Raw genomic sequence first — 20,083 nt, 5'->3', positions numbered from 1 at the left:
AGTTTATAACTCTCTACTACCAATAGTGATAAATCTTTCAGGAATATAAAGATGATAGTTATTTTGCTTACAGAAATCTGCTAATTCTATATGAGGTGATAAATTAAATTTATGGTAAATTGACTGAATGTGATTAACAACATCTTCTGTAGTTATCATTAATTCTTCGCTGATACTTTCTTCATCCAGTGAGCGTAAGATCAGAAAGAGAATTTCCCACTCAGTTTGAGTCAGGATATCGTTCGGTGGCATGAATACTAACGTTGCCGGAGTGGTTTTGTCATAATAATAAGAAACAGAAAAATCTTGAGTTTTATACATATGAAAGAAGATTCCAATGCAATCATTATTCTCATCAAAAAGGGGAAATTTATCACAAATATAGGTCTGTTTGACGTTATTTTCTCCAAACTGATGGGTTTCCAGTGAAGTGACGCGCTGCACAGTTTGGATGGTTTTTTGATCCTGACGATGGAGTTCTTCTGCATATTCAGCAATAGGTGAAGGCAATTCACCCATAGAAAGCCCTATAATATCGAAATCTTCAGGAAGGTTTAGCAGTTGATAGAAAGCCGGATTAGCGTAAATAAATCTTGATTGGTGATCTCTGGCACCCCAAGGTTCATCGCTTTTATCCCACATCATGGTTAATTGTGGCGTAATAAGAGCGGGTTTGTTTCTTATATTTGACATAGTAACTCCTAAATTTTGATTTAAATTGTTATCTGAGTAGTTGCTTTTTCGATTATGTCCTAAGTGGACTGCTATATAATAGAATATAATACTTTTCTCGTCAAAAAGCGTATGTTTATTAATTGAATTTTTACTATTTTATAATGAAACTTTAAATGGCAATGAATATAACTATATATATTATTTTAGATGAGGATTATTTGGGTGATTGATTGAAAGAGTGGTTGGAGGCTGTTGCTGCGCTCGCTGCTGTGCCTGATATCCGCCATTTTTTAGCTGGAAAGCACCCATCATTAGTGGTAAATAAGTACAGGTTATACTCAAAATTATCAGCATCCTAGCTGTTGTCAATTAATAAATAATTATTCGTCCTAATGCTTAATAGCTGTTTTATTAAACTATTTTAGTTATTCTCTTTTGTAATAAAAAACAAATCTGAACAGTAGAATGAAAAAAACGCTAGTTTTTGAACACATTTTTGACGTGACCTAAAGATTGAACTAAATAAATTACGTCTGTTGTGTTAAGTATATACTGTTAGTTTTCCTCGTTGTTTGTACTTATTACCCTTTTAAAAGAGTCGCTGGCAATAGTTACACTCATTGGGATTAAGTAGTAAATACTTAATGAACAATGCTAGCATAAATTTGGTTCTTTTATTGGAATTTTATTTTTGTTTAATGCTATTCGTGACTTCACATGTATACCTCATTATAAAAGTCCATAAATTGCTAGAATAGTGTTTGAAGTTAAGCATGGATAGCTTTTTATCTGTAAGATTGATCGCTGCTTTTTTCAAATCAGCAAGCCACCTGAGCGCAATAGCTAAATTAAAGACTATAATATGAAAGACTTAAAAAAGAGTAGCTCTTGGAATAAAGCATTGTTAGATTGCGCAGGGGGTTCAGGAAAGGATGTCTGAAAAACCGTAGAGCCTAAAGAAGTGAATAAACTTGTGAAAAAGGCTGCAAGTCCTGGTTTGAATGGTAATATATATAAATATAGTTTTTAATTAGTGAAAAGGAGGGGGTAATTTCCCTCCTACTTTTAAAGAGAGGATTGTATGGTAAACAAAGAGAAAAAATTAATATTTCTTATTATTCTAATCGTATCTATACTGACTTCTTGTGTAGGTTTTGTGATTCATGTTATCAATTCCGAGTGGGTAGTTCCTTATATAAGGAATGAAGTAAGTAATATAACTGTAGCCCCGTCTTGGGATGTTAGATATCTTGCAGCATTAACAAGTTTAGAGACAGGACTGGGTATAACATTTTTATATATTCTCATAAAAAAGAGTCTTCCTACATATACCTCTATCACAAGAGGTATCCTTATGTGGTTAATTGAATTAGCAATCATGGGACGGCTTGTTAGGCAACCATTGATGGACTATGCTATAGGAAATCCATTTACAATATCTGTTTTACAGAATTCAGTATCATGGATTAACTGGTTTTTTATTTGCCTTATAACCACTTGTTTGTATGACTATTTAATTAAAATTTGGTGCCAAAATAATAACGAATGATAATATTTTTAGAGATTTAAATAAAGAGAACGATGAAAATAGGTGGGTTGTTAATACAATAATTGAAATTTACCTATCTTCTCTTTTTTATATTCAATAGTGTTTTTTTGATATTTTTTCTGATAAATACAGAACTAAAGGCTACATAATATTAATCTGGTGGTGATTTCGATTTTGTATAAGTTCAGTAATCATACTCACTTAGGTGTTATATGAACAGATATAAACTACCACCGGATTAATAACTAAGAGATGTGACGTTTGGTAAAGATATTTGGGTAGTAAGTATAATGGGTAAAATGAAATTACAGCTATCAAGTGTTATAAGCGGGATTCTCTAATGTGGGTAATATTTGAGCATTCATGCGGTTGCCTTGGTGAATTATCCATTCAATAGACCCACTTTGTGGTGTTTTTTTATAAATTGCCAGAACAGTGTTTGAAGTTTAATCTTGCTATTAATTTAACTCATTATAGTTAGTAATATTGTATTTATTTGGAACAGAGTAATGGGAGTGAACTATTATTTTTTTACTAGAGATATTTTATTGCAAAGAAATAAGTTAAATTTGCCTACATTTCTGATGCAATAATGTTAATAATTTAACCATAGTAATTTTATTTATGAAAATTTTTTTTAATAATTTTAATAAAAACAACAAGTTAACATGTAATTTAATCTTATTTTTTACTATCTTATTTGTATTGCTGACATCAGTGTGGGGATATAGGGCAATATATGGGGGGTAAACAGACTTTCTTATGTATTAATATTGATTTTGAGTTTTTGCTCTATATTATTTTATTCTGCTTATTCATTTAACACTATTTTTATATATAGGCTCATTATGTCTCTGAGCTTAGGGTTTTTATTTTTCTCTATATTTCGCAATCTTTGTGAATAAATTTCTTGTTGAGGCGGAAATATGTTTAAAAAATTCGAACAATTATCTTTGATATCAGTTATAACAAAGATGTTTTTTCTCATTATTTGGTTGATCGTAAAATAAACAATCAATGAAATAATAACTCAATGGAATTAGATTAATCTGCCTAATTAGGTCAAATTATACAAATAATACCTGATTAATGGCTGTCATTATATTTTTACTGTGGGAAAACGGTGATTTTGCGCTGTCCACGGAAAACTAGATTCTTAAAACCGTTGCTGTATCTGTCAGATGCAGTGGTTTTCTATTTAACCTCAGCTTAAATTAAAGGACTATTTATGGGAAAATCATCAAATCGTAGTACAGAATATTTCTTTACTGGGAAATACTACGATGATGATGATGGCAATAATATTGTTGCCATCGGTGTAGGAGGGGTTATTTATGCCAAAGGAGGAGATGATCGTATTACCCTCGGATCAATTGGGGCGACGGTCTATGCCGATTCAGGTAATAAGGTCGTTAATGGCGGTGCTGGATATTTAAAAATAGTGGATAAGGAAGGTAATCTGTCAGTACATGGTGCTGCGGGTTATTCGGGTATTGATAAGAGCGGTAATGGTGATATTTCATTTGCTGGCGCGGCGGGAGGGGTTGCTATTGATCACCGGGGGAGCCACGGTAATCTCAATTTCTCTGGGGTGGCTGCTTATAATGGTCTGAATCGTAAAGGGCAATCCGGTGAGGTGATTTTTGAAGGTGTCGGAGGTTATAACGAATTATGGCATGAAACGAATCAGGGAGATTTAAATTTTTTCGGTGCCGGGGCCGGTAATAAAATTGATCGTACCTGGCATGATCACTATGAGAGAAGTCACGGCGATGTGAAATTTGACGGTGGGGGAGCAGCAAATAGTATTAGTTCGCGGGTTGAAAATGGCAATATTAATTTCACCGGTGCCGGGGCTGATAACCACATTATACGTAAAGGCAGAGAAGGCAATATTATTTTGCATGGTGCCGGGGCATCAAACCGTATTGAGCGTTTGCGCCAAAGTCAAGATCAATATGGACAGACCCACGGTAATATCGAATTTGAAGGGGCAGGAGGCTATAACCGGATTTATTCTGATGTCGCACATGGTGATATTACTTTCGATGGTGCCGGTGCTTACAATGAAATATCAAGAATCGGCGCAGATAGCGGTTCTCGTGATGGCGCTCTGGAATATGCGAAAGCCGAAGAGATCGTGTTAACGACAGCGACAATGGGAGGAAGTTGGATTCAGCAATCCCAACAAGTAATAGGTATTAAATCAACTATCGAGCCTGACACTTATCTTTTTGCATTTGCCGATGAAATGTACACTAAGGTTAGTAAAGTCCAACTCCGAAATGATCCTGAAACCGGTAAGCTCGGTTATTACGCCACTTCTTGGTACAAACAGGGTAATCATCTTAATAATCTTGCTACGGAGAATATCTCTTCAAGCAATGGATTTACTGATATAGGCATCAATGGTGGTTACCGTCTCTCTAATTTAATCTTCGAACATCATCACCCCGTTATTATTCAACATACGGTTGAAGAAGATTTGCAGGAGAACCAGTGGGTGACTTATGCCGGTGGAACCAATGCCAGAGCAGGAGATGTCACGTTGGTTGATGCCAAAATGCATGGGCATGCAATCCATTCTGGTGGTTTGATATTAGATGTTTCGGCGGTGAAATCGAACTGTCAACCGAACACTTATATTTATGCCAAATATGTTGAGTCATATACCAAAGTGGTAATGGTTGAATTGGCGAATAATCCTGAAACTGGCGCACTGCAATATTATGCCAGTGCGTGGTACAAAGCGGGTGATCATACCGGCAATCTGGCTGCTGAAGATTTTTCGCGCAAAAATGGTTATCGCTCGATGGATGTGGGCGGATATTCGCTAACTAATCTGCAATATAAAGTGAATTCAGTATGCCGTGTTTCTGAGCACTTAGCACATACCGAAGAGTACAGTCATCAGGAGTTGGTGAAATCATCCGCCGATATGGGTGACAGCTCCGGTGACATTAATTTCAAGGGCATGGGGGGTGGCAATGTCATTACCTCCAGTGTTATACGCGGCAATGTCAATTTTGAAGGCGCGGGTGCTGCCAATGTGATTGTGAGACGTGGGGAACAGGGCAATCTGACATTCCGTGGCGCAGGTCTGGCAAACGTACTGGTTCATCAAAGCCAGCGTGGAGAAATGAACGTTTACGCTGGCGGTGCGGCAAACGTATTGGTTCGAATCGGTGATGGGCGGTATCTAGCCCATCTTTTGGCCGTGGGTAATATTTCGATCCATCAAGGTAATGGCGATAGCCGAGTTATCATGCTTGGGGGGTACAACACTCATAGCCAAATAGGTAATGGCAACGCCGATTGGTTAAGTGCCGGTGGTTTTAATGTGATGATCCAAACCGGTAAGGGGAAACTCTCCTCAGTACAGGTGGGGGGCACCAATGTGCTGACTAAGCTTGGCGCTGGTGATGTGGTTGCCGGTATGCTTGGTGGTGCGAACATTATCACGCATCTCAACGATGATGAAATATCAGGTACCACGGCGGTTGCATTAGGCGGTGCCAATATTCTGACGAAAAAGGGCAGAGGTAGTGCTATTGCGCTGATGGGCGGCGGTGCCAACGTGTTTACTCATATTGGCAATGGAAGTACGACGGGGGTGATGTTAGGTGGCGCTAATATCTTGACCAAAATCGGAAACGGTGACACCGCGGGTATTATGCTCGGCATAGGTAATGTGTTGACTCATGTCGGTGGCAGTCAGACTCTGGGAGTGATGGGAGCCGCAGGCAATGTCTTTACCAAAGTGGGTAATGGAACGGCGATTGCGGCTATGATTGGTGCGGGCAATATCTTTACTCATGTTGGCAACGGCGATGCATGGGGGTTGATGGGAGGCTTGGGGAATGTTTTTACCAAAGTGGGGGATGGTAAGGCGCTGGCATTGATGATCGCTGCCGGCAATGTGTTTACTCACATTGGTGATGAAATGAGTGTTGCCTTGATGTTGGCTAAAGGCAATATTGCAACCAAAGTGGGTAACGGCATGACGCTGGCAGCCATGATCGGTGAGGCTAATGTGATGACCCATATTGGTAATGGCTCAACTTTTGCCGCGATGATCGGGCAGGGCAATATCCTGACGAAAGCAGGCAATGATTTGGCGCTCGGTTTGATGGTTGGTGAGGCCAATATCTATTCGCATGTAGGTAATGGCAGCAGTATTGGCTTATTTGCCGGTGAGCTGAATGTCATGACCAGAGTAGGTGATGGCACAACATTGGCGGCAATGTTTGGTCGAGCCAATATTATGACTCATTCCGGCAATGGCTTAACTGGTGTTTTGGCGTTAGGAGAGGCGAATATTGTCACCAAAGTGGGTGATGATTTTATGGGGGTGTTTGCGGCGGCGGAAGCGAATGTCATCACTCATAAGGGATCATCAACGACTGCTGCTGTGCTATTCGGTAAGGGCAATATTCTAACGAAGATAGGGGACGGGACAACAGTCGGTTTACTTATTTCCGATGTGGGTAACATCATGACCCATGTTGGTGATGGTACGACGGTGGGGTTCGCCAAAGGTAAAGCCAATATCATTACCAAAGTGGGGAGCGGTATCGGCGTTAATGCTGTTTGGGGGGATGCTAATATCCTGACTCAAGTTGGTGATGGTAACCGTTATAACTTCGCCAAAGGTAAAGCCAATATCATTACTAAAGTGGGTAATGAGCAGGAAATCACCGTTGTTCAGGGTGATGCCAATATCATCACCCATGTGGGGCAAGGTGATGATTATACCGGCGCTTGGGGTAAAGCTAATGTGATTACCAAAGTCGGTGATGGGCGTAATGTCGTACTTGCCAAAGCTGATGCCAACATTGTGACTCAGGTAGGTAACGGTGACAGCTTTAATGCCTTGTGGAGTAAAGGGAATATTGTCACCAAAGTGGGTGATGGTGTGCAGGTTACTGCGGCAAAAGGCAGAGCGAATATTACGACTTCGGTAGGGAATGGTTTAAGTATCACTGCGACGCATGGCGATTTTAATATCAACACTAAAGTGGGGGATGGTGTTTCCATTAACGCAGCGTGGGGTGAATATAACGTTAATACTAAAGTTGGGCATGGTCTTAATGTTGCGATCATGAAAGGTAAAGGCAATGCCAATATTCATGTTGGTGATGGTCTGGGGATTAACGCCTCTTATGCCCGCAATAATGTAGCGATTAAGGTGGGTAACGGCGATTTCTACTCTCTTTCTATTGCGGAAAGCAATACGCAAAGTAATAACCTTCCTTTTCTGTTTAAAAATATTAAACGAACTGTGTTAGGCGTGGAAGGTAGTCAGGCGATTAGCTATTTGATTCACGGTAATGAGGCTAACACTTCTGGAACTAATAAAGGCCGAGGAGCGATTAATTTAACCGAAGTGTCTGCCATTGATGGTTTCCATATGAATACCATTGATAACGTTGGTTCGAATTTGCGTGATAAATTAAGTGGTACGATAACTCAGGTGGAGGTGCCTGATATTGAGGCTATCCAGAACGCCTTGCATATTGGAGACAAGGTTGATTCGACGCAGAGTGAATCATTATCACAAGCTGATGCTGTTATTAAACATGCAAAACAGGGCAGCGCTGCGCAAAATGCATTAAGTGATAAAGAGCAAGCGGAGGAAAATCGCCGCATTCTGGAACAAGAACGGGATGACCAACTTAAAATAATTTCAAAATCACAATACCAATTGGAATCAACAGATCAAAATGCGCTGAGTGCCAATGGACAACTACAGCGTGATGCAATAAACGCAGAGTCCAGAGAAATAACGAAAGAGTTACTCTATATGACTCAACGTCTGGATGCGCTTAATGGCTATGCCAATTACACGGGTCAATCGGGTGATGAGTGGCGTAACCGGTTTGCTGTGGGATATTTGGACCATACTCAGGAAAAATTAGATGACGCCAAATTTATTTCACAGAAAAAATTAGCTGATTTACAACCGTGTCTTATCGATAATCAACAACAAGTAAAAAATGCAATTGGCAAATCAGAAGCAGGTTTAGAGCAAAGTCATCAGAATATAAAGAACGCGGACGGCAATATTGAGGATGCGCGTACAAAAGCGAAATCAAGACAGAAAGAAACGGATTTACAACGTCTGCGAGCAGCACAAGCGGAAAGCGACGCCTATGCCGTGTATGAAGAAGCAAAACAACGCGGTGAATATGATAGCTCGGTAGCGAAAAATAAAGCTGCTCAGGTACAGGTTGATGCGAAAGGGGCGAAACAGGCTGGTGATGCAAAACCAGATCGTAGCGGGGCGACCGGCAGTGGCTTGTCTGGAAAAGCTTATACACCAATCGACGTAGCGAAACCGAAAAGTCATATTAATCCTGAGTCCAAAACGGCAGCTAATGGCTGGAACAGTGAAGATCTAACGCTAACAGCCGCAGATTTGGCGGCATTGAATAGTGCGCAGCGGGCGATTAATCGACTACAGATCAACAGGAGTATGCATGCAGAACATATTGGTGCTTCGATCATTTCGCTGCTTACCGGCACGTCATCCGACAGGGTTGTGGAACCCGCCTTGAGTCAACCCAGAAAGTTAATCACAAAAGCACCTGTAATTTCGGGTATCAATTTACAAGGATTGGGACAAACGGCTGGTGGAGATAGCCTGAAATCCCATTCTTCTATCCTGAGAGAGTTTGAGCCTTTCTTGCTGAGTCAGGGTGACAAACAGTTTATTGATTCGACAAAAAGATATCTTGGTCAGATAAATACCGATCGGCCCAGTAAAGCGTTGGTGGCTGTACGCGAGGCTTTCAACAATGCGGTCGAACAACCTGATGAGCAGCATATGTTGCAGCTTGAGCAAGCGCTTGCTCATTGGCAACAGCATGATCCCAATGAATTTGCCAAGCGTTGCCGATTAGTCAAAAGCTTGCGTTTTGAGATGGGGGAACTGGTTGCTTACCTTCAAGCAAAAAGAGCTGAATCAGCCGGGATTTTAGGGATTAGCTTATTGCCTGACCATGTTGCACAGTTTGACCAACAGGTATCCTTTGATGGATTCGGGCGTGTGGTAGGTCTGAAAGGTGATATCGCGCAAAGCGAAATTAATCGTCTTACTGATTTACAAATCAAGCCATTGACCCAGATTAACTCTGTGGCGGAACGGGAAGCGCCTAAAACTGAAAGTGAAAGCCTCATCGTTTTCGTTAGCCGATTGCAGCAAGAAGCCATTCCCGAAGGTATGCCGCTCATTGAACGAGCCAAAAACCTTTGGCTTAGCGGACAAGTAACACGACAGGAAACCATTAAGCTATTTGAGGATGCGGTTAGCCAGTTGCAGACACATCCTGAATTACACACGCTAGCCCAGCAGTTACTGGCTGATGCCCGTAAGGAAAAGGCGACTGGACAATATATTGACAACCTGTTTGGTCGCCATTTTGATTCTGAATTGGCCCATGAATTGGTGAAAACAGCGCCACAGGATGCTATGACCACCTCCAGACAGACAGGACAATTTCTGGTAGAGAAATTTGAACAGTGGATCGGGGGTTTTTATCCTGATGTCGCCGAGCGTGAGAAGATTATTGCTAAAAAGATGGTGGGGTTTGCCAGGGCCATTAACAAGGATTTTCGTCCCTGGTTTAGTCGGGTACCTGAATTGACGGCGTTTCTGGATGAACCGACTTTTGCCAGTTTCAAGACCATGATGACTCAGGTTAATGATGGCTTTGCTGTGATTAAGGTGCCATTTCTGGCAGTAAAAATGGCGATTACCCCAGGAATGGGGATGGATCGTGCGGAGTGGAAGGTTAAAGGGGATCGCTTCTATGAGGATGTTATCACCAAAGCCCGTTCGACCAGTAGTCAACTGACTAGCGGGGCTGATGTTACATATGACGTTGAAATAACCGAAAAGCAGACTAACGATTATGGTACAGCGTTACCCTACCAGCCTGCTAATAACAAGCATGATGATTTTTTGTATGGCAGAAAGGTTGCTGCGGGCCGAATTTTAGTCCCCGGATGGGAAACGAGATTTGAGCATCATGCGTTAGCGCAAGGTCACTCTGTGGTGACAGGTGCCTCCGGTTCGACCAATATTATGGTTCATCTCAATAACTATATTGCTAGTGAACAGATTGCTAGTGAACAGCCTGCCTTCTCGGCCAGACAGAGCTATCTCAACACGCTGGCGTTTCTGGTATTTGATGGTGGTCATTCTGTCAACGAAAGTCTGGCGGTTTATCAGGCATTACAGATAACCGGTGATGAACAACGTAAGCAGTTACTCAATAGCTACACGGCTAATTATAGAGAGCTGGTGGATATTGCCGGTGAAGAAGGCAAAGTGTGGGTAAGTCAGGCGCTGGATAACGCTTTCCAAGAAACTGGGGAATTCTATCAGAAACATGCCAGAGTGAAGCCACAAAGTCGTCCAGCGGTGGAAGAGTTAGATGAGTTATCGGGTAAGAATAAACGGCCGGAATCGACGATCATCGACGATACTCATCAGGATAAGAAAACGAGCAGACCACTCGGTGACTGGCAAATAGAGAGGGTGACACCACAAGCTGATGGTCGTGAAACTCGCTTTGATGGTCAGATTATTATCCAAATGGAGGACGATCCGGTCGTCGCTAAAGCTGCGGCTAATCTGGCGGGTAAACACTCAGATTCTAGCGTAGTGGTTCAACTTGACTCTAAGGGCAAATATCGTGTGGTTTATGGTGATCTTGCCCGATTATCCGGTAAGTTACGTTGGCAGATTGTTGGTCATGGCCGTGATACATCGGAGCAGAATAACATTCATCTGAGTGGTTACGCTGCTGATGAATTGGCGACCCGATTAACGCGGTTTTATCAGGACGTTAATCGGGGTAAAAGCATAATTCACAAACCTGATCACATCAGTATTGTGGGTTGTTCTTTGATAAGTGATGACAAACGAGATGGCTTTGCTCGTCGCTTTATCACCGTGTTGGATAAACAAGGCATTCGCAGTGATGTTTCCGCTCGCAGTAGTGAAGTGGCTGTTGATGCCGGTGGACGCAAATTTACCCGTGATCAAAATAACCAATGGGTTAACAATCTGTCTGATAACAAAGTCGTATTAAGTTGGAATGATAACAATGAGCTGCTCACACATACCGAACAGGTTCGTCGCGGTATTGCTGAAAGCGATATCAACCTCTCCAGGGTAGGACATACCGAAGCTGATACCGTTATTAAAGGGGCGATTACCGGTCACAATGAAGTGTTGGTTCAACCCAAGAAACGTGAAAATACGATTCAGGTGGCCCCTGACGATCAATCGAATAATCAGCTCAGTTACTCCGGTAATATCCAGGTGAATGTGGGAGATGGCGAGTTTACTGCTCTCAACTGGGGAACCTCGAACGTCGGGATTAAAGTGGGTAGCGGTGGTTTTAAATCACTGGCTTTCGGTGATAACAATGTGATGGTGCACATCGGTAATGGTGACAGTAAACACAGCTTCGATATTGCAGGCTACCAGGCGCTGGAAGGGGCGCAAATGTTTATCGGTAATCGTAATATCAGCTTTAATCAAGGCCGCAGTAATGACCTGATTGTAATGATGGATAAATCCATTCCAACGCCGCCGCTGATTAATCCATTTGATGGTGCTGCGCGTATTGCCCACGTACTGCAAGGGGTTGCCGGTTCCAGTGAGGATCAAGATTGGTTGGTGGCGCAAGATCAGCAGTGGACCATCGCCGGTGCGAAGAGATTTGTGGAGGATATGTCCGGTTTGGACCAAACCAGCAGCGTGGACTACAACACATTGACTGATCTGGATTCGCAACATGAGCGCAACAGCCGTGGCTTGAAGCATGACGCTGAATTGACATTGAACAAGAAGTTTAACCAGTGGCTAGGCGAACATGGCAAAGGCACTGGTATGGGTAAAATAAGTCGTATAGAACAATTCCGTCAGGCCAATCAAAAACTGGCTTTCAACTTTGCTGTAGGCGGGCGTGGTGCCGATATTCAGGTGACAACCGGTAACTGGAACCTGATGTTCGGTGACCATATCCAGTCGATTCTCGACACTAACTTAGGTTCGCTATTTGGCCTGATGACGCAGCAATATTCAGCAACCGGCATGGCGAAAACCACCTTTACTTATAATCCACAGGACTTGCCGCGTCAGCTTAAGAATAAACTGATAGGTCGATTAGCGAGTGTAAATGCAGATACCACCTTAGCGGATATTTTTGGCGTGAACTACACGGCAGAGGGGAGAATTATTTCCCGCACCGGCGAATCGGTTGATGGTGCTGCGATTCTGCAAGAGATGCTGGAAGTGATTGGGGAATTTAGTGGGGATCAACTGCAAGCTTTCACCAATCCAGAAAAGTTACTTGATAGCCTGGAGGCGGGCATTGATATGGGCGAGGAGGGCGTTAGGTCATTTGCGGAGAGTCATGGTCTGAAAGAGAAAACGCCTGATGAGAGTCAGGAATCAGGATCTTCGGTGAGTATCAATGGAGAAAATGCTCAGACCAATAATAAACCCAAACCTGCATTTGGTTTTAATTCGCTTAATTTACCTAATTTATTTGCGACGCTGTTCAGCGAAAAGAAGCAGCAAGAAATGAAATCGTTAGTGGTTAACCTGAAAGAAAACCTGACGACAGATCTGCTTAATATGGAAGAAAAAACGTTTGATTTCCTGCGTAACAGCGGCCATTTGCATGGTGATGGCGATATCCATGTATCGTTGGGGAACTATAACTTCAACTGGGGAGGCGACGGTAAAGATCTTGGCGCTTATCTGGGAGATAACAACAACTTCTGGGGTGGTCGTGGCGATGATGTCTATTACTCGCTAGGGACTTCCAATATTTTTTCAGGTGGTGAAGGCAATGATCTTGGCATCCTGATGGGACGTGAAAACTGGATGTTTGGCGGTAATGGTGACGATACCGCAGTGGTGGCTGGGCGCATTAACCATGTCTCTATGGGGGAAGGCAATGATCAGGTGTTTGTCTTTGGTGAAGGCGGTTTTATTGATGCGGGTAACGGACAGGATTACGTCGTCACTTCCGGCAACTATAACCGGGTGGATAGTGGGGAAGGTCAGGATTATACGGTGATCATCGGCAATAATAATCAGGCCGAACTGGGAGGAGGCGACGATTTTGCCAGAGTATTTGGTAATGACAACCGGATCGATGGTTATTCCGGCAATGATGTGATTAAGCTGATGGGCTACCATGCGGTGATTAATGGTGGTGAAGGTGATGATCATCTGATAGCCGCGGCTATTTCAAAGTTCAGCCAGTTTTACGGCGGTGAAGGTCAGGATCTGCTGGTATTGGGCGGGTATCAGAACCATTTCCGGGGCGGTGCAGGAATGGATAGCTTTGTGATCGGCGAAGAAGTAATTGATAACCGAGTGAGCGATATTAACGCAGAAGATATGATTCTGTTTAACGGTGTTGACTGGAAAAATCTGTGGTTCCAGCGCAGCGGGTATGATTTGGTGCTGTCAGTGAATCGCCATACTCAGGACACCACCGCTCAGGGGAGATTTGAATTGGTGGGTTCGGTCACCTTTAATGATTACTTTAATGGCAATCGCGCCAAATTGGTGACTCGGATGAGTGATAAGGAGGCGTCAGGCGAACGTGAATTTACCGCACTGTCAGATCATGCGGTGGATTCTTTGATTCAGGCTATGAGTAGTTTTTCCCCGGCAGTGGGTGATAATGGTTTTATTGCGGGTCTGGACAGTCAGGCGAAAACGGTTATCGCAACGGCGTGGACCGATGTCACGATTGGTAAGGGGAAATTTGTTTAATCAGTTCTTTATAAATCAGTAAAAAGTTTTAATAAGGTGGCTCACAGAAAGGTGGGCCATTTTTGGAGTTTTCTATTCAGGAATTATTTCTGCGTTTTATTTGTTAATGATTTTACTAATTCTCGGTAGATTCACATAATAAGTGCAACATTGTTAACCTGGAAGTAAACACATTTGTATTCCCTTAAATAATTCATTCGGTGTTTCTCCCGTTCCTATATTATATGGAACCCGTGAGATTGGTGGGGCAATTATTTCAGCCAGGATATATACCGAAGATCAACAATGATCATACAGCAACATTTTGGGTTGTGTTGGTTGCTATACATTTTTTAGCCTAAAGATAAAGAATCTTTAATTCTTTATATATCAGACATATAGTTTCTAACTCATTGACTTTATTAGAGTTAACCTTGTCAGGGTTGCGCATTTAGAGGTACACTATATGTGTAGATTGCCAGTTTGGTATTTCGAAAAAGTCTTGGAGGTTTCTATGTTTTGCGAAGAAAAAGTAGCCCAAATGGCTGCCTACTTACTGTATAAGCGCGGCGGGCGCATGGCATATCTGAAGCTTATGAAGTTGCTTTATCTGGCAGATAGGGTATCTATGAATGACTATGGCTATCCTATCACTGGCGATCGAATGGTATCTATGCCTAGAGGGCCAGTTTTATCGCAAACCTTAAATTTAATTACTGGAGATTACGCCAGTGATGAATTTGGGTGGGGGGCATGGATTAAAAGTGAAAAGAATTATGAAATTTCACTCAAACGGAAAGGTATAACAAGGGATGATTTTGAATCTCTTTCTGATGCTGAATTAGAAGTTCTGGATGCCATTTGGGAACAATTCGGTCATATGAGCCGCTTTGATATTGTGGAGTATACCCATAAACATTGTACTGAGTGGCAAGATCCAGGCGGCAGTTCTTATCCTATTTCACCAAGTTCTGTTTTTATTGCTGTCGGTAAATCACCAGAAGTTGCTGAGAAATTGGCGCAAGAGTTAATAGAAAGGCAACAACTGGACTGTTTTCTTCAAGGATTGCGGTGATGCCGGGTGGGATTTTAAGGAAAGGAAGTTTACTTATCCCATCTGGATATACAGATCACTTATATATTATCTGCTGTGATCCAGTTTTTTACCCTAAAAAAACGAAGACATGTTTTTTGGCTGTAAATATTAGCTCTTTAAAACTGGACATACCGTATGATCGAACGTGTATATTGAATTGTGGCGATCATCCTTTATTTAAAAACAATATAAGTTTAAAATGTTATTTAATTACTGTTGCAAAACTTATTGAATTTAGGCTGAATAGATTCAGGGCGTTTTTTATCGTGAAAATCACAATATTAGTATCAAGCAGATACTTAATCATCGAAAGATTCTCTTTCACTTGTTACTTGATCAGGACGTCCAGGTAAAAAATCGTCAGTCACAGATTGATCAGACAGAAAAAAACTATCCCATGTGTTCTGTACGGGCGCAATAATTCGCTCCTTCCCTCTTGACCTAACAGTAACTTCTTTAACATTGTCAGGGAAACGGAGATCTGCGGGTAATCTCACATTCTGAGTTTGGTTGCTCATAAAAACTTTACTTCGATATATCATGACGCACCTCTTTCTTAACTTTCTGGTCCCGAATAGGAATTTATTTTTGCTGGCCTCTAAGGGACCTGTCAGCTCCGATCTTAGAACTCAGGTTAATATCCACTCATATTGCGATATTGTATTCTTCCTGCATAGATTGCCTTACGAACTCCGCAAATGGCTTCACATTCTTTCCTACCGAGGCTGATTCTAACGCTGATAGATACTGAGTTCTATTTTTGAGTTTAATCACCGTCCAAGGGTATCCTCCGATTACCAGCAAGAAATTCATTAAGAATCTGGCAGTGCGGCCATTACCATCGGGGAACGGATGAATATAACCCAGAAAAAGATGCCCTAAGATAGCCTTTACCACAAAGTGTTTCTCAGTAGCGATCAACTCTTTCAGTGCTTCCATACAGTCCATCAATTGCTCGCTGGAGGGCGGTACATGCATTGAAGTGCGGATATAGATCGGTCCTTTGCGAAATCCCGCCAAATCCAGTCTGTTGATAATTCCGGCATCTACACAGGGATTGAACAACGCAGTGAACCAGTCAGTCAAGCCAACGTCAATCAGGTAGTGGATGTCCAAGCCTTCCTTATCTTCATGTGCTTCACGCAGTAGATCTTTCACCTTGTTGAAGGCATCGTAATATCCTCTGGCAGCCATTGCATCCTTCTGCTCCTTGTCCCTTTGGATGGTATCCGGCGACCAGTCACCTTTAGACAGACGCTCGATTAATTCTGGCGTAACCTTGTAACCCTCGATGGATAGTGAGTTGTAGGCATCGCTTATGTAGAGGTTGCTCATCATGGCGTGTGTTTCTTCGATTGAGCACTCAAAGAAGTCAAAAGGTGGTGGAAAGTCATCAAATACCTCGACGACTGCTTGTCTCATCTCCTGCCACAAGAGCCTCACACGAACTGCGCTTGGGGATTCTCCCCGACTACCGCCTACTATCATCGGAATATGGTCAAATGGGTTAACCTGCTTAATACCTTCAAAACCGGCTCCTTCCATGATGGTTTGTAGTTTCCGGCTTTCGGCCCTCATCTTTAGCTGCTGGTAGGCACCAATTAATCTGTTCCCTGAGGCAACATTCTTGGTTGTCAGTACTGCTTCTGAAAGCAGACTCAGATCAGCATTCCTGAGTGCTAGCTGAATGCTTATAGGGTTGGCTCTGAAAGTTTGTGGGCCAGTTTCAACGAGTGCGCTTTCCAACGAATGAACATTTATACCGTTTACTTTGACAGTCTTACAGGGAACCCTTCCCTTGATGATCACCATACTCATGTTGTTAGGTAGGTTAAGTGTGCGAGGCGTCGTGTCTGAGGTGTAGACAATTATCTGGTTTGGTAAGGCATTGTTTGCTGTATGTAAATCAAGAGAGGATTCGGGACTTAGCCAGTAATCATCTCCGAAGATACTTTCGACGTACTGTCCAACGAAAGACCAGATGGATTCATACCAAAGTACTGAATCACCCGCTTTTTCAGTCGTGAGATCTGCATCCAGGAGATACCACCCCCTGATGATTTGCTTGAAATAGCCTTTATTGATCAGAAGCGTGCGTTGTTTATCAGTGATTGACTTAGAGCTCAGCACGTTGCCCACGGCCGCATCGCTTGCAGCTCTCAGCGCTTCTGCCAACCTTTCGTTTCCAGTTTTTGCCATGTCTTTCTTCCAGCAGATGTTCAAGTATTAGCTAATACGGGAATGCAATATTAGCTATTACGATATTGAATTACTAGCTTTTACGAACTTACATTATTAGCTTTTACACTCAAATACAGTGAATCTAAGTCCTAACTAAGTCTTGCCAACTGATTGCTGATGGTCAACATGCTGCAAAGGCTAAACAGATCGTTTGGGATTTTTTATAACTCCGCATATCGCTCAAGCCGGATTGTACTCTTTCAAAGTGCTCGACTATTTGCAAAGCTATTCTTTACTAAAAAGTTATTAATTTTTTTATTTAATGTTAAAGATCGCATTTTTGTAAACAAAAGAGGCGCTATTATGCATTAGTGAAATCGCTTAACGACGGGTAAAGATAAGTTCTATTTGTTTGTATAACGATGAAGCTTGTCATTCAATTTTAATAATTACTATTCATTTAGAGGTCTTTATGGGCAGTACAGGAAGTGTCAGTGCATGGGATGAGGCGTTATTAATTGCCGCTATTCAATATCCTGTTCCTATAATTAAGGGACCGGAAGATATTCAGGTTCAAGTACAGCAGATTTGTAAAACAATGGATTCAACTAAAGCCGGTTATCCTGATTTGGATCTTATTGTATTTCCTGAATATTCCGCTCAGGGATTAAATACCAAGATCTGGACCTATGATGAAATGCTATTATCATTAGATGGTCCAGAAGTGGATTGTTTTCGTCAGGCTTGTATTCGCAATGATATTTGGGGCGTGTTTTCAGTCATGGAACGTAATGAAGATTCGTCACAGCCACCTTATAATGCCGCGATTATTATTAACAGTAACGGTGAGATTGTATTACATTACCGTAAATTGCAGCCTTGGGTGCCGATTGAACCTTGGATGCCAGGTAATTTGGGAATGCCGGTTTGTGAGGGGCCAAAAGGTGCGAAGCTGGCGGTGTGTGTTTGTCACGATGGTATGTTTCCTGAATTGGCGCGAGAAGCTGCCTATAAAGGCTGTAATGTTTTTATCCGCATTTCTGGTTATTCTACCCAAGTTAACGATCAATGGATTTGGACGAATCGAACTAATGCCTGGCAGAACTTAATGTATACCGTATCGGTTAACCTGGCAGGCTATGATGAGGTTTTTTATTATTTCGGTGAAGGTACAATTTGTAATTATGACGGTAACGTTATCCAGCAAGGCCAGCGTAATCCGTGGGAAATTGTTACCGCTGAACTGTTCCCGCGTCTGGCAGATAAGGCTCGTGAGAATTGGGCGCTAGAGAACAGTATTTTTAATCTCGGTTGCCGAGGTTATGTTGGTAAACCGGGTGGAGAGAGAGCTAATTATTTGACTTGGGTGCGCGATTTGGCAAACGGTGAATATAAACTGCCTTGGGATGAAAATATCCGTATTCGTGATGGTTGGAAATATTATCCAGAAGGTGTGAAATTGGGGCCATTACCGAAAATTGATGAATAACTGAGAGGTTGAATGATCCAGCACCGCAAGGTCATTGCGGTGTTGTTATTTTTCCATTCTGTGCAAAAAGCATATGATATTTATAAAAATATTAATTTGTAACTAACTGTGTTTAAAAGAAAAACATCGTTGTGGAAGTATTGTGTCTGGGGTTGAATGTATTTCTGATGTTTTGTGAAAAATATTGACTATTCTGATGACGGGTATATAATGTTTTTTTACATTATATTCTATATTTATTGATTTTAATCATTTTTTTACCATTAAAAATATTATAAATCTCTTATCGGCTATTATTTAAATAATAGAAGTGTTTGTTAATTGATTATATCAAAGGTTTATTATTTAATTACTAAATAAGTTAATGTTATATGTGATTATTTAAAATTGATTTGGTTTTTCTAAGTGTAAATTGGATATATAAAGTCTGAGTTTAATTTAATTAAGATATATACGATAATATTTTTAATTTTGAAGCGATTATTCTAAAATCGTATTGGAAATTTAGAGAAAAAACGATTTATGCTTTGGTATTGATTGTGATGTAAGGCAACTTAAATGTTTATATTGACAGGTGTTAGTAAACTAAACGATGTAAAAATGAAAGCTTATTCTCACTCTAATATTGCTTACTATCTGATAAATCACATTAAATAAAAACTCCCCTAAAATATGCTATCTAATAATCAATGTGCTATGGCATCAAGGGTGATATTAGCTATATTATTATCGAATAATATATCAATGGATTAATTTTAAATTGAAATTATTTTTTCATGGAGTTAAATGTAATCAATATTTATATTGATTATGGCGTTTTATTATTATGAAATAGAATATGGTGAAATTGATTTTAATCTGAATTTATATTTTAAAGAAATTAAATATACAGGTTATTTTTGCAAATGTTTAATAAATTGTATTTTACAAGGCGTTTTATTAACTCGTTGTTTGAAGAGGAGTACTTATTTTGCAATGAGTTATCGAAGTAAATTCATATCTATAGTCGTCGATAAGTTCGTTTTTAGTCATGGGATTCATTGTCAATTAATCGAAGAAATTTATCTAAGAGGGGAGGGACGAAATAGAACTCCTGCTTATAGTTAATTTGATGAGCCATTTGCTCCGTTGTCAGAAATGGTTATTAACGCAGAATTAGAATCAAGTAGTTATTTACATTTGTGCCAGAGAGAAAGTGTTGCCTAAGTATCTTAATTGATGCTCAGCATGCCCGTATTTATTCCTCCCAAGATTAAGTGGGATAAAGGTAAGAGAAAACATTTTGATGGCTGCCGGGAATGACAG

General features: G+C 41.2%; 7 protein-coding genes and 1 pseudogene. 5 read left to right on the top strand and 3 right to left on the bottom strand.

Going from position 1 to position 20,083, the window contains the following annotated elements; translation table 11 throughout:
• Positions 1 to 3: 3 nt before the first annotated feature.
• Entirely contained in the window at positions 4 to 693 is a 690-nt protein-coding gene (locus EAE91_RS14410) for a PAS domain-containing protein (RefSeq protein WP_214089102.1), read from the bottom strand.
• Between the two features lie 1,063 nt (positions 694 to 1,756).
• On the opposite strand from EAE91_RS14410, the gene EAE91_RS14405 reads away from it, so the two are divergent.
• The 4 genes and pseudogenes from EAE91_RS14405 (at position 1,757) to EAE91_RS14395 (ending at position 15,087) form a co-directional block, all read left to right on the top strand.
• On the top strand, positions 1,757 to 2,224 hold the full coding sequence (locus EAE91_RS14405; protein WP_105394619.1) for a hypothetical protein: 468 nt from the start codon (positions 1,757 to 1,759) through the stop codon (positions 2,222 to 2,224).
• A gap of 1,228 nt (positions 2,225 to 3,452) precedes the next feature.
• Positions 3,453 to 14,033, top strand: a complete 10,581-nt coding sequence (gene rtxA / locus EAE91_RS14400) for an MARTX multifunctional-autoprocessing repeats-in-toxin holotoxin RtxA (RefSeq protein ID WP_214089101.1) — start codon at positions 3,453 to 3,455, stop codon at positions 14,031 to 14,033.
• 205 nt (positions 14,034 to 14,238) lie between these two features.
• Positions 14,239 to 14,322, top strand: a pseudogene (locus tag EAE91_RS24275) (tail assembly protein); the annotation flags it as partial.
• A gap of 204 nt (positions 14,323 to 14,526) precedes the next feature.
• On the top strand, positions 14,527 to 15,087 hold the full coding sequence (locus EAE91_RS14395; RefSeq protein ID WP_011147420.1) for a Panacea domain-containing protein: 561 nt from the start codon (positions 14,527 to 14,529) through the stop codon (positions 15,085 to 15,087).
• 320 nt (positions 15,088 to 15,407) lie between these two features.
• Here the strand turns inward: EAE91_RS14395 and vapB are convergent, their stop codons facing one another.
• Both vapB and EAE91_RS14385 read right to left on the bottom strand, forming a co-directional pair.
• On the bottom strand, positions 15,408 to 15,650 hold the full coding sequence (gene vapB / locus EAE91_RS14390) for a type II toxin-antitoxin system VapB family antitoxin (RefSeq protein WP_244868853.1): 243 nt from the start codon (positions 15,648 to 15,650) through the stop codon (positions 15,408 to 15,410).
• Between the two features lie 103 nt (positions 15,651 to 15,753).
• Positions 15,754 to 17,307: a Fic family protein gene (locus tag EAE91_RS14385; protein WP_214089100.1), complete on the bottom strand. Its 1,554-nt coding sequence runs from the start codon at positions 17,305 to 17,307 to the stop codon at positions 15,754 to 15,756.
• Between the two features lie 454 nt (positions 17,308 to 17,761).
• Here EAE91_RS14385 and EAE91_RS14380 point away from each other — a divergent pair, with 454 nt between their 5' ends.
• The gene (locus EAE91_RS14380; protein WP_214089099.1) at positions 17,762 to 18,778 is read left to right on the top strand and encodes a formamidase; all 1,017 of its coding nucleotides are present in this window, start codon (positions 17,762 to 17,764) and stop codon (positions 18,776 to 18,778) included.
• Positions 18,779 to 20,083 lie beyond the last annotated feature (1,305 nt).

The organism is Photorhabdus noenieputensis (assembly GCF_018448935.1).
In the GTDB taxonomy this organism is placed as follows: Bacteria; Pseudomonadota; Gammaproteobacteria; order Enterobacterales; family Enterobacteriaceae; genus Photorhabdus; species Photorhabdus noenieputensis.
This window is presented reverse-complemented; position numbering and strand designations above follow the sequence as displayed.

What these genes read in the sequence shown, in the direction of transcription:
- EAE91_RS14385 (WP_214089100.1), bottom strand. Translation starts at nt 17,307, where the DNA reads ATGGCAAAAACTGGAAACGAAAGGTTGGCAGAAGCGCTGAGAGCTGCA.
- EAE91_RS14380 (WP_214089099.1), top strand. Translation starts at nt 17,762, where the DNA reads ATGGGCAGTACAGGAAGTGTCAGTGCATGGGATGAGGCGTTATTAATT.
- EAE91_RS14410 (WP_214089102.1), bottom strand. Translation starts at nt 693, where the DNA reads ATGTCAAATATAAGAAACAAACCCGCTCTTATTACGCCACAATTAACC.
- rtxA (WP_214089101.1), top strand. Translation starts at nt 3,453, where the DNA reads ATGGGAAAATCATCAAATCGTAGTACAGAATATTTCTTTACTGGGAAA.
- EAE91_RS14395 (WP_011147420.1), top strand. Translation starts at nt 14,527, where the DNA reads ATGTTTTGCGAAGAAAAAGTAGCCCAAATGGCTGCCTACTTACTGTAT.
- EAE91_RS14405 (WP_105394619.1), top strand. Translation starts at nt 1,757, where the DNA reads ATGGTAAACAAAGAGAAAAAATTAATATTTCTTATTATTCTAATCGTA.
- vapB (WP_244868853.1), bottom strand. Translation starts at nt 15,650, where the DNA reads ATGATATATCGAAGTAAAGTTTTTATGAGCAACCAAACTCAGAATGTG.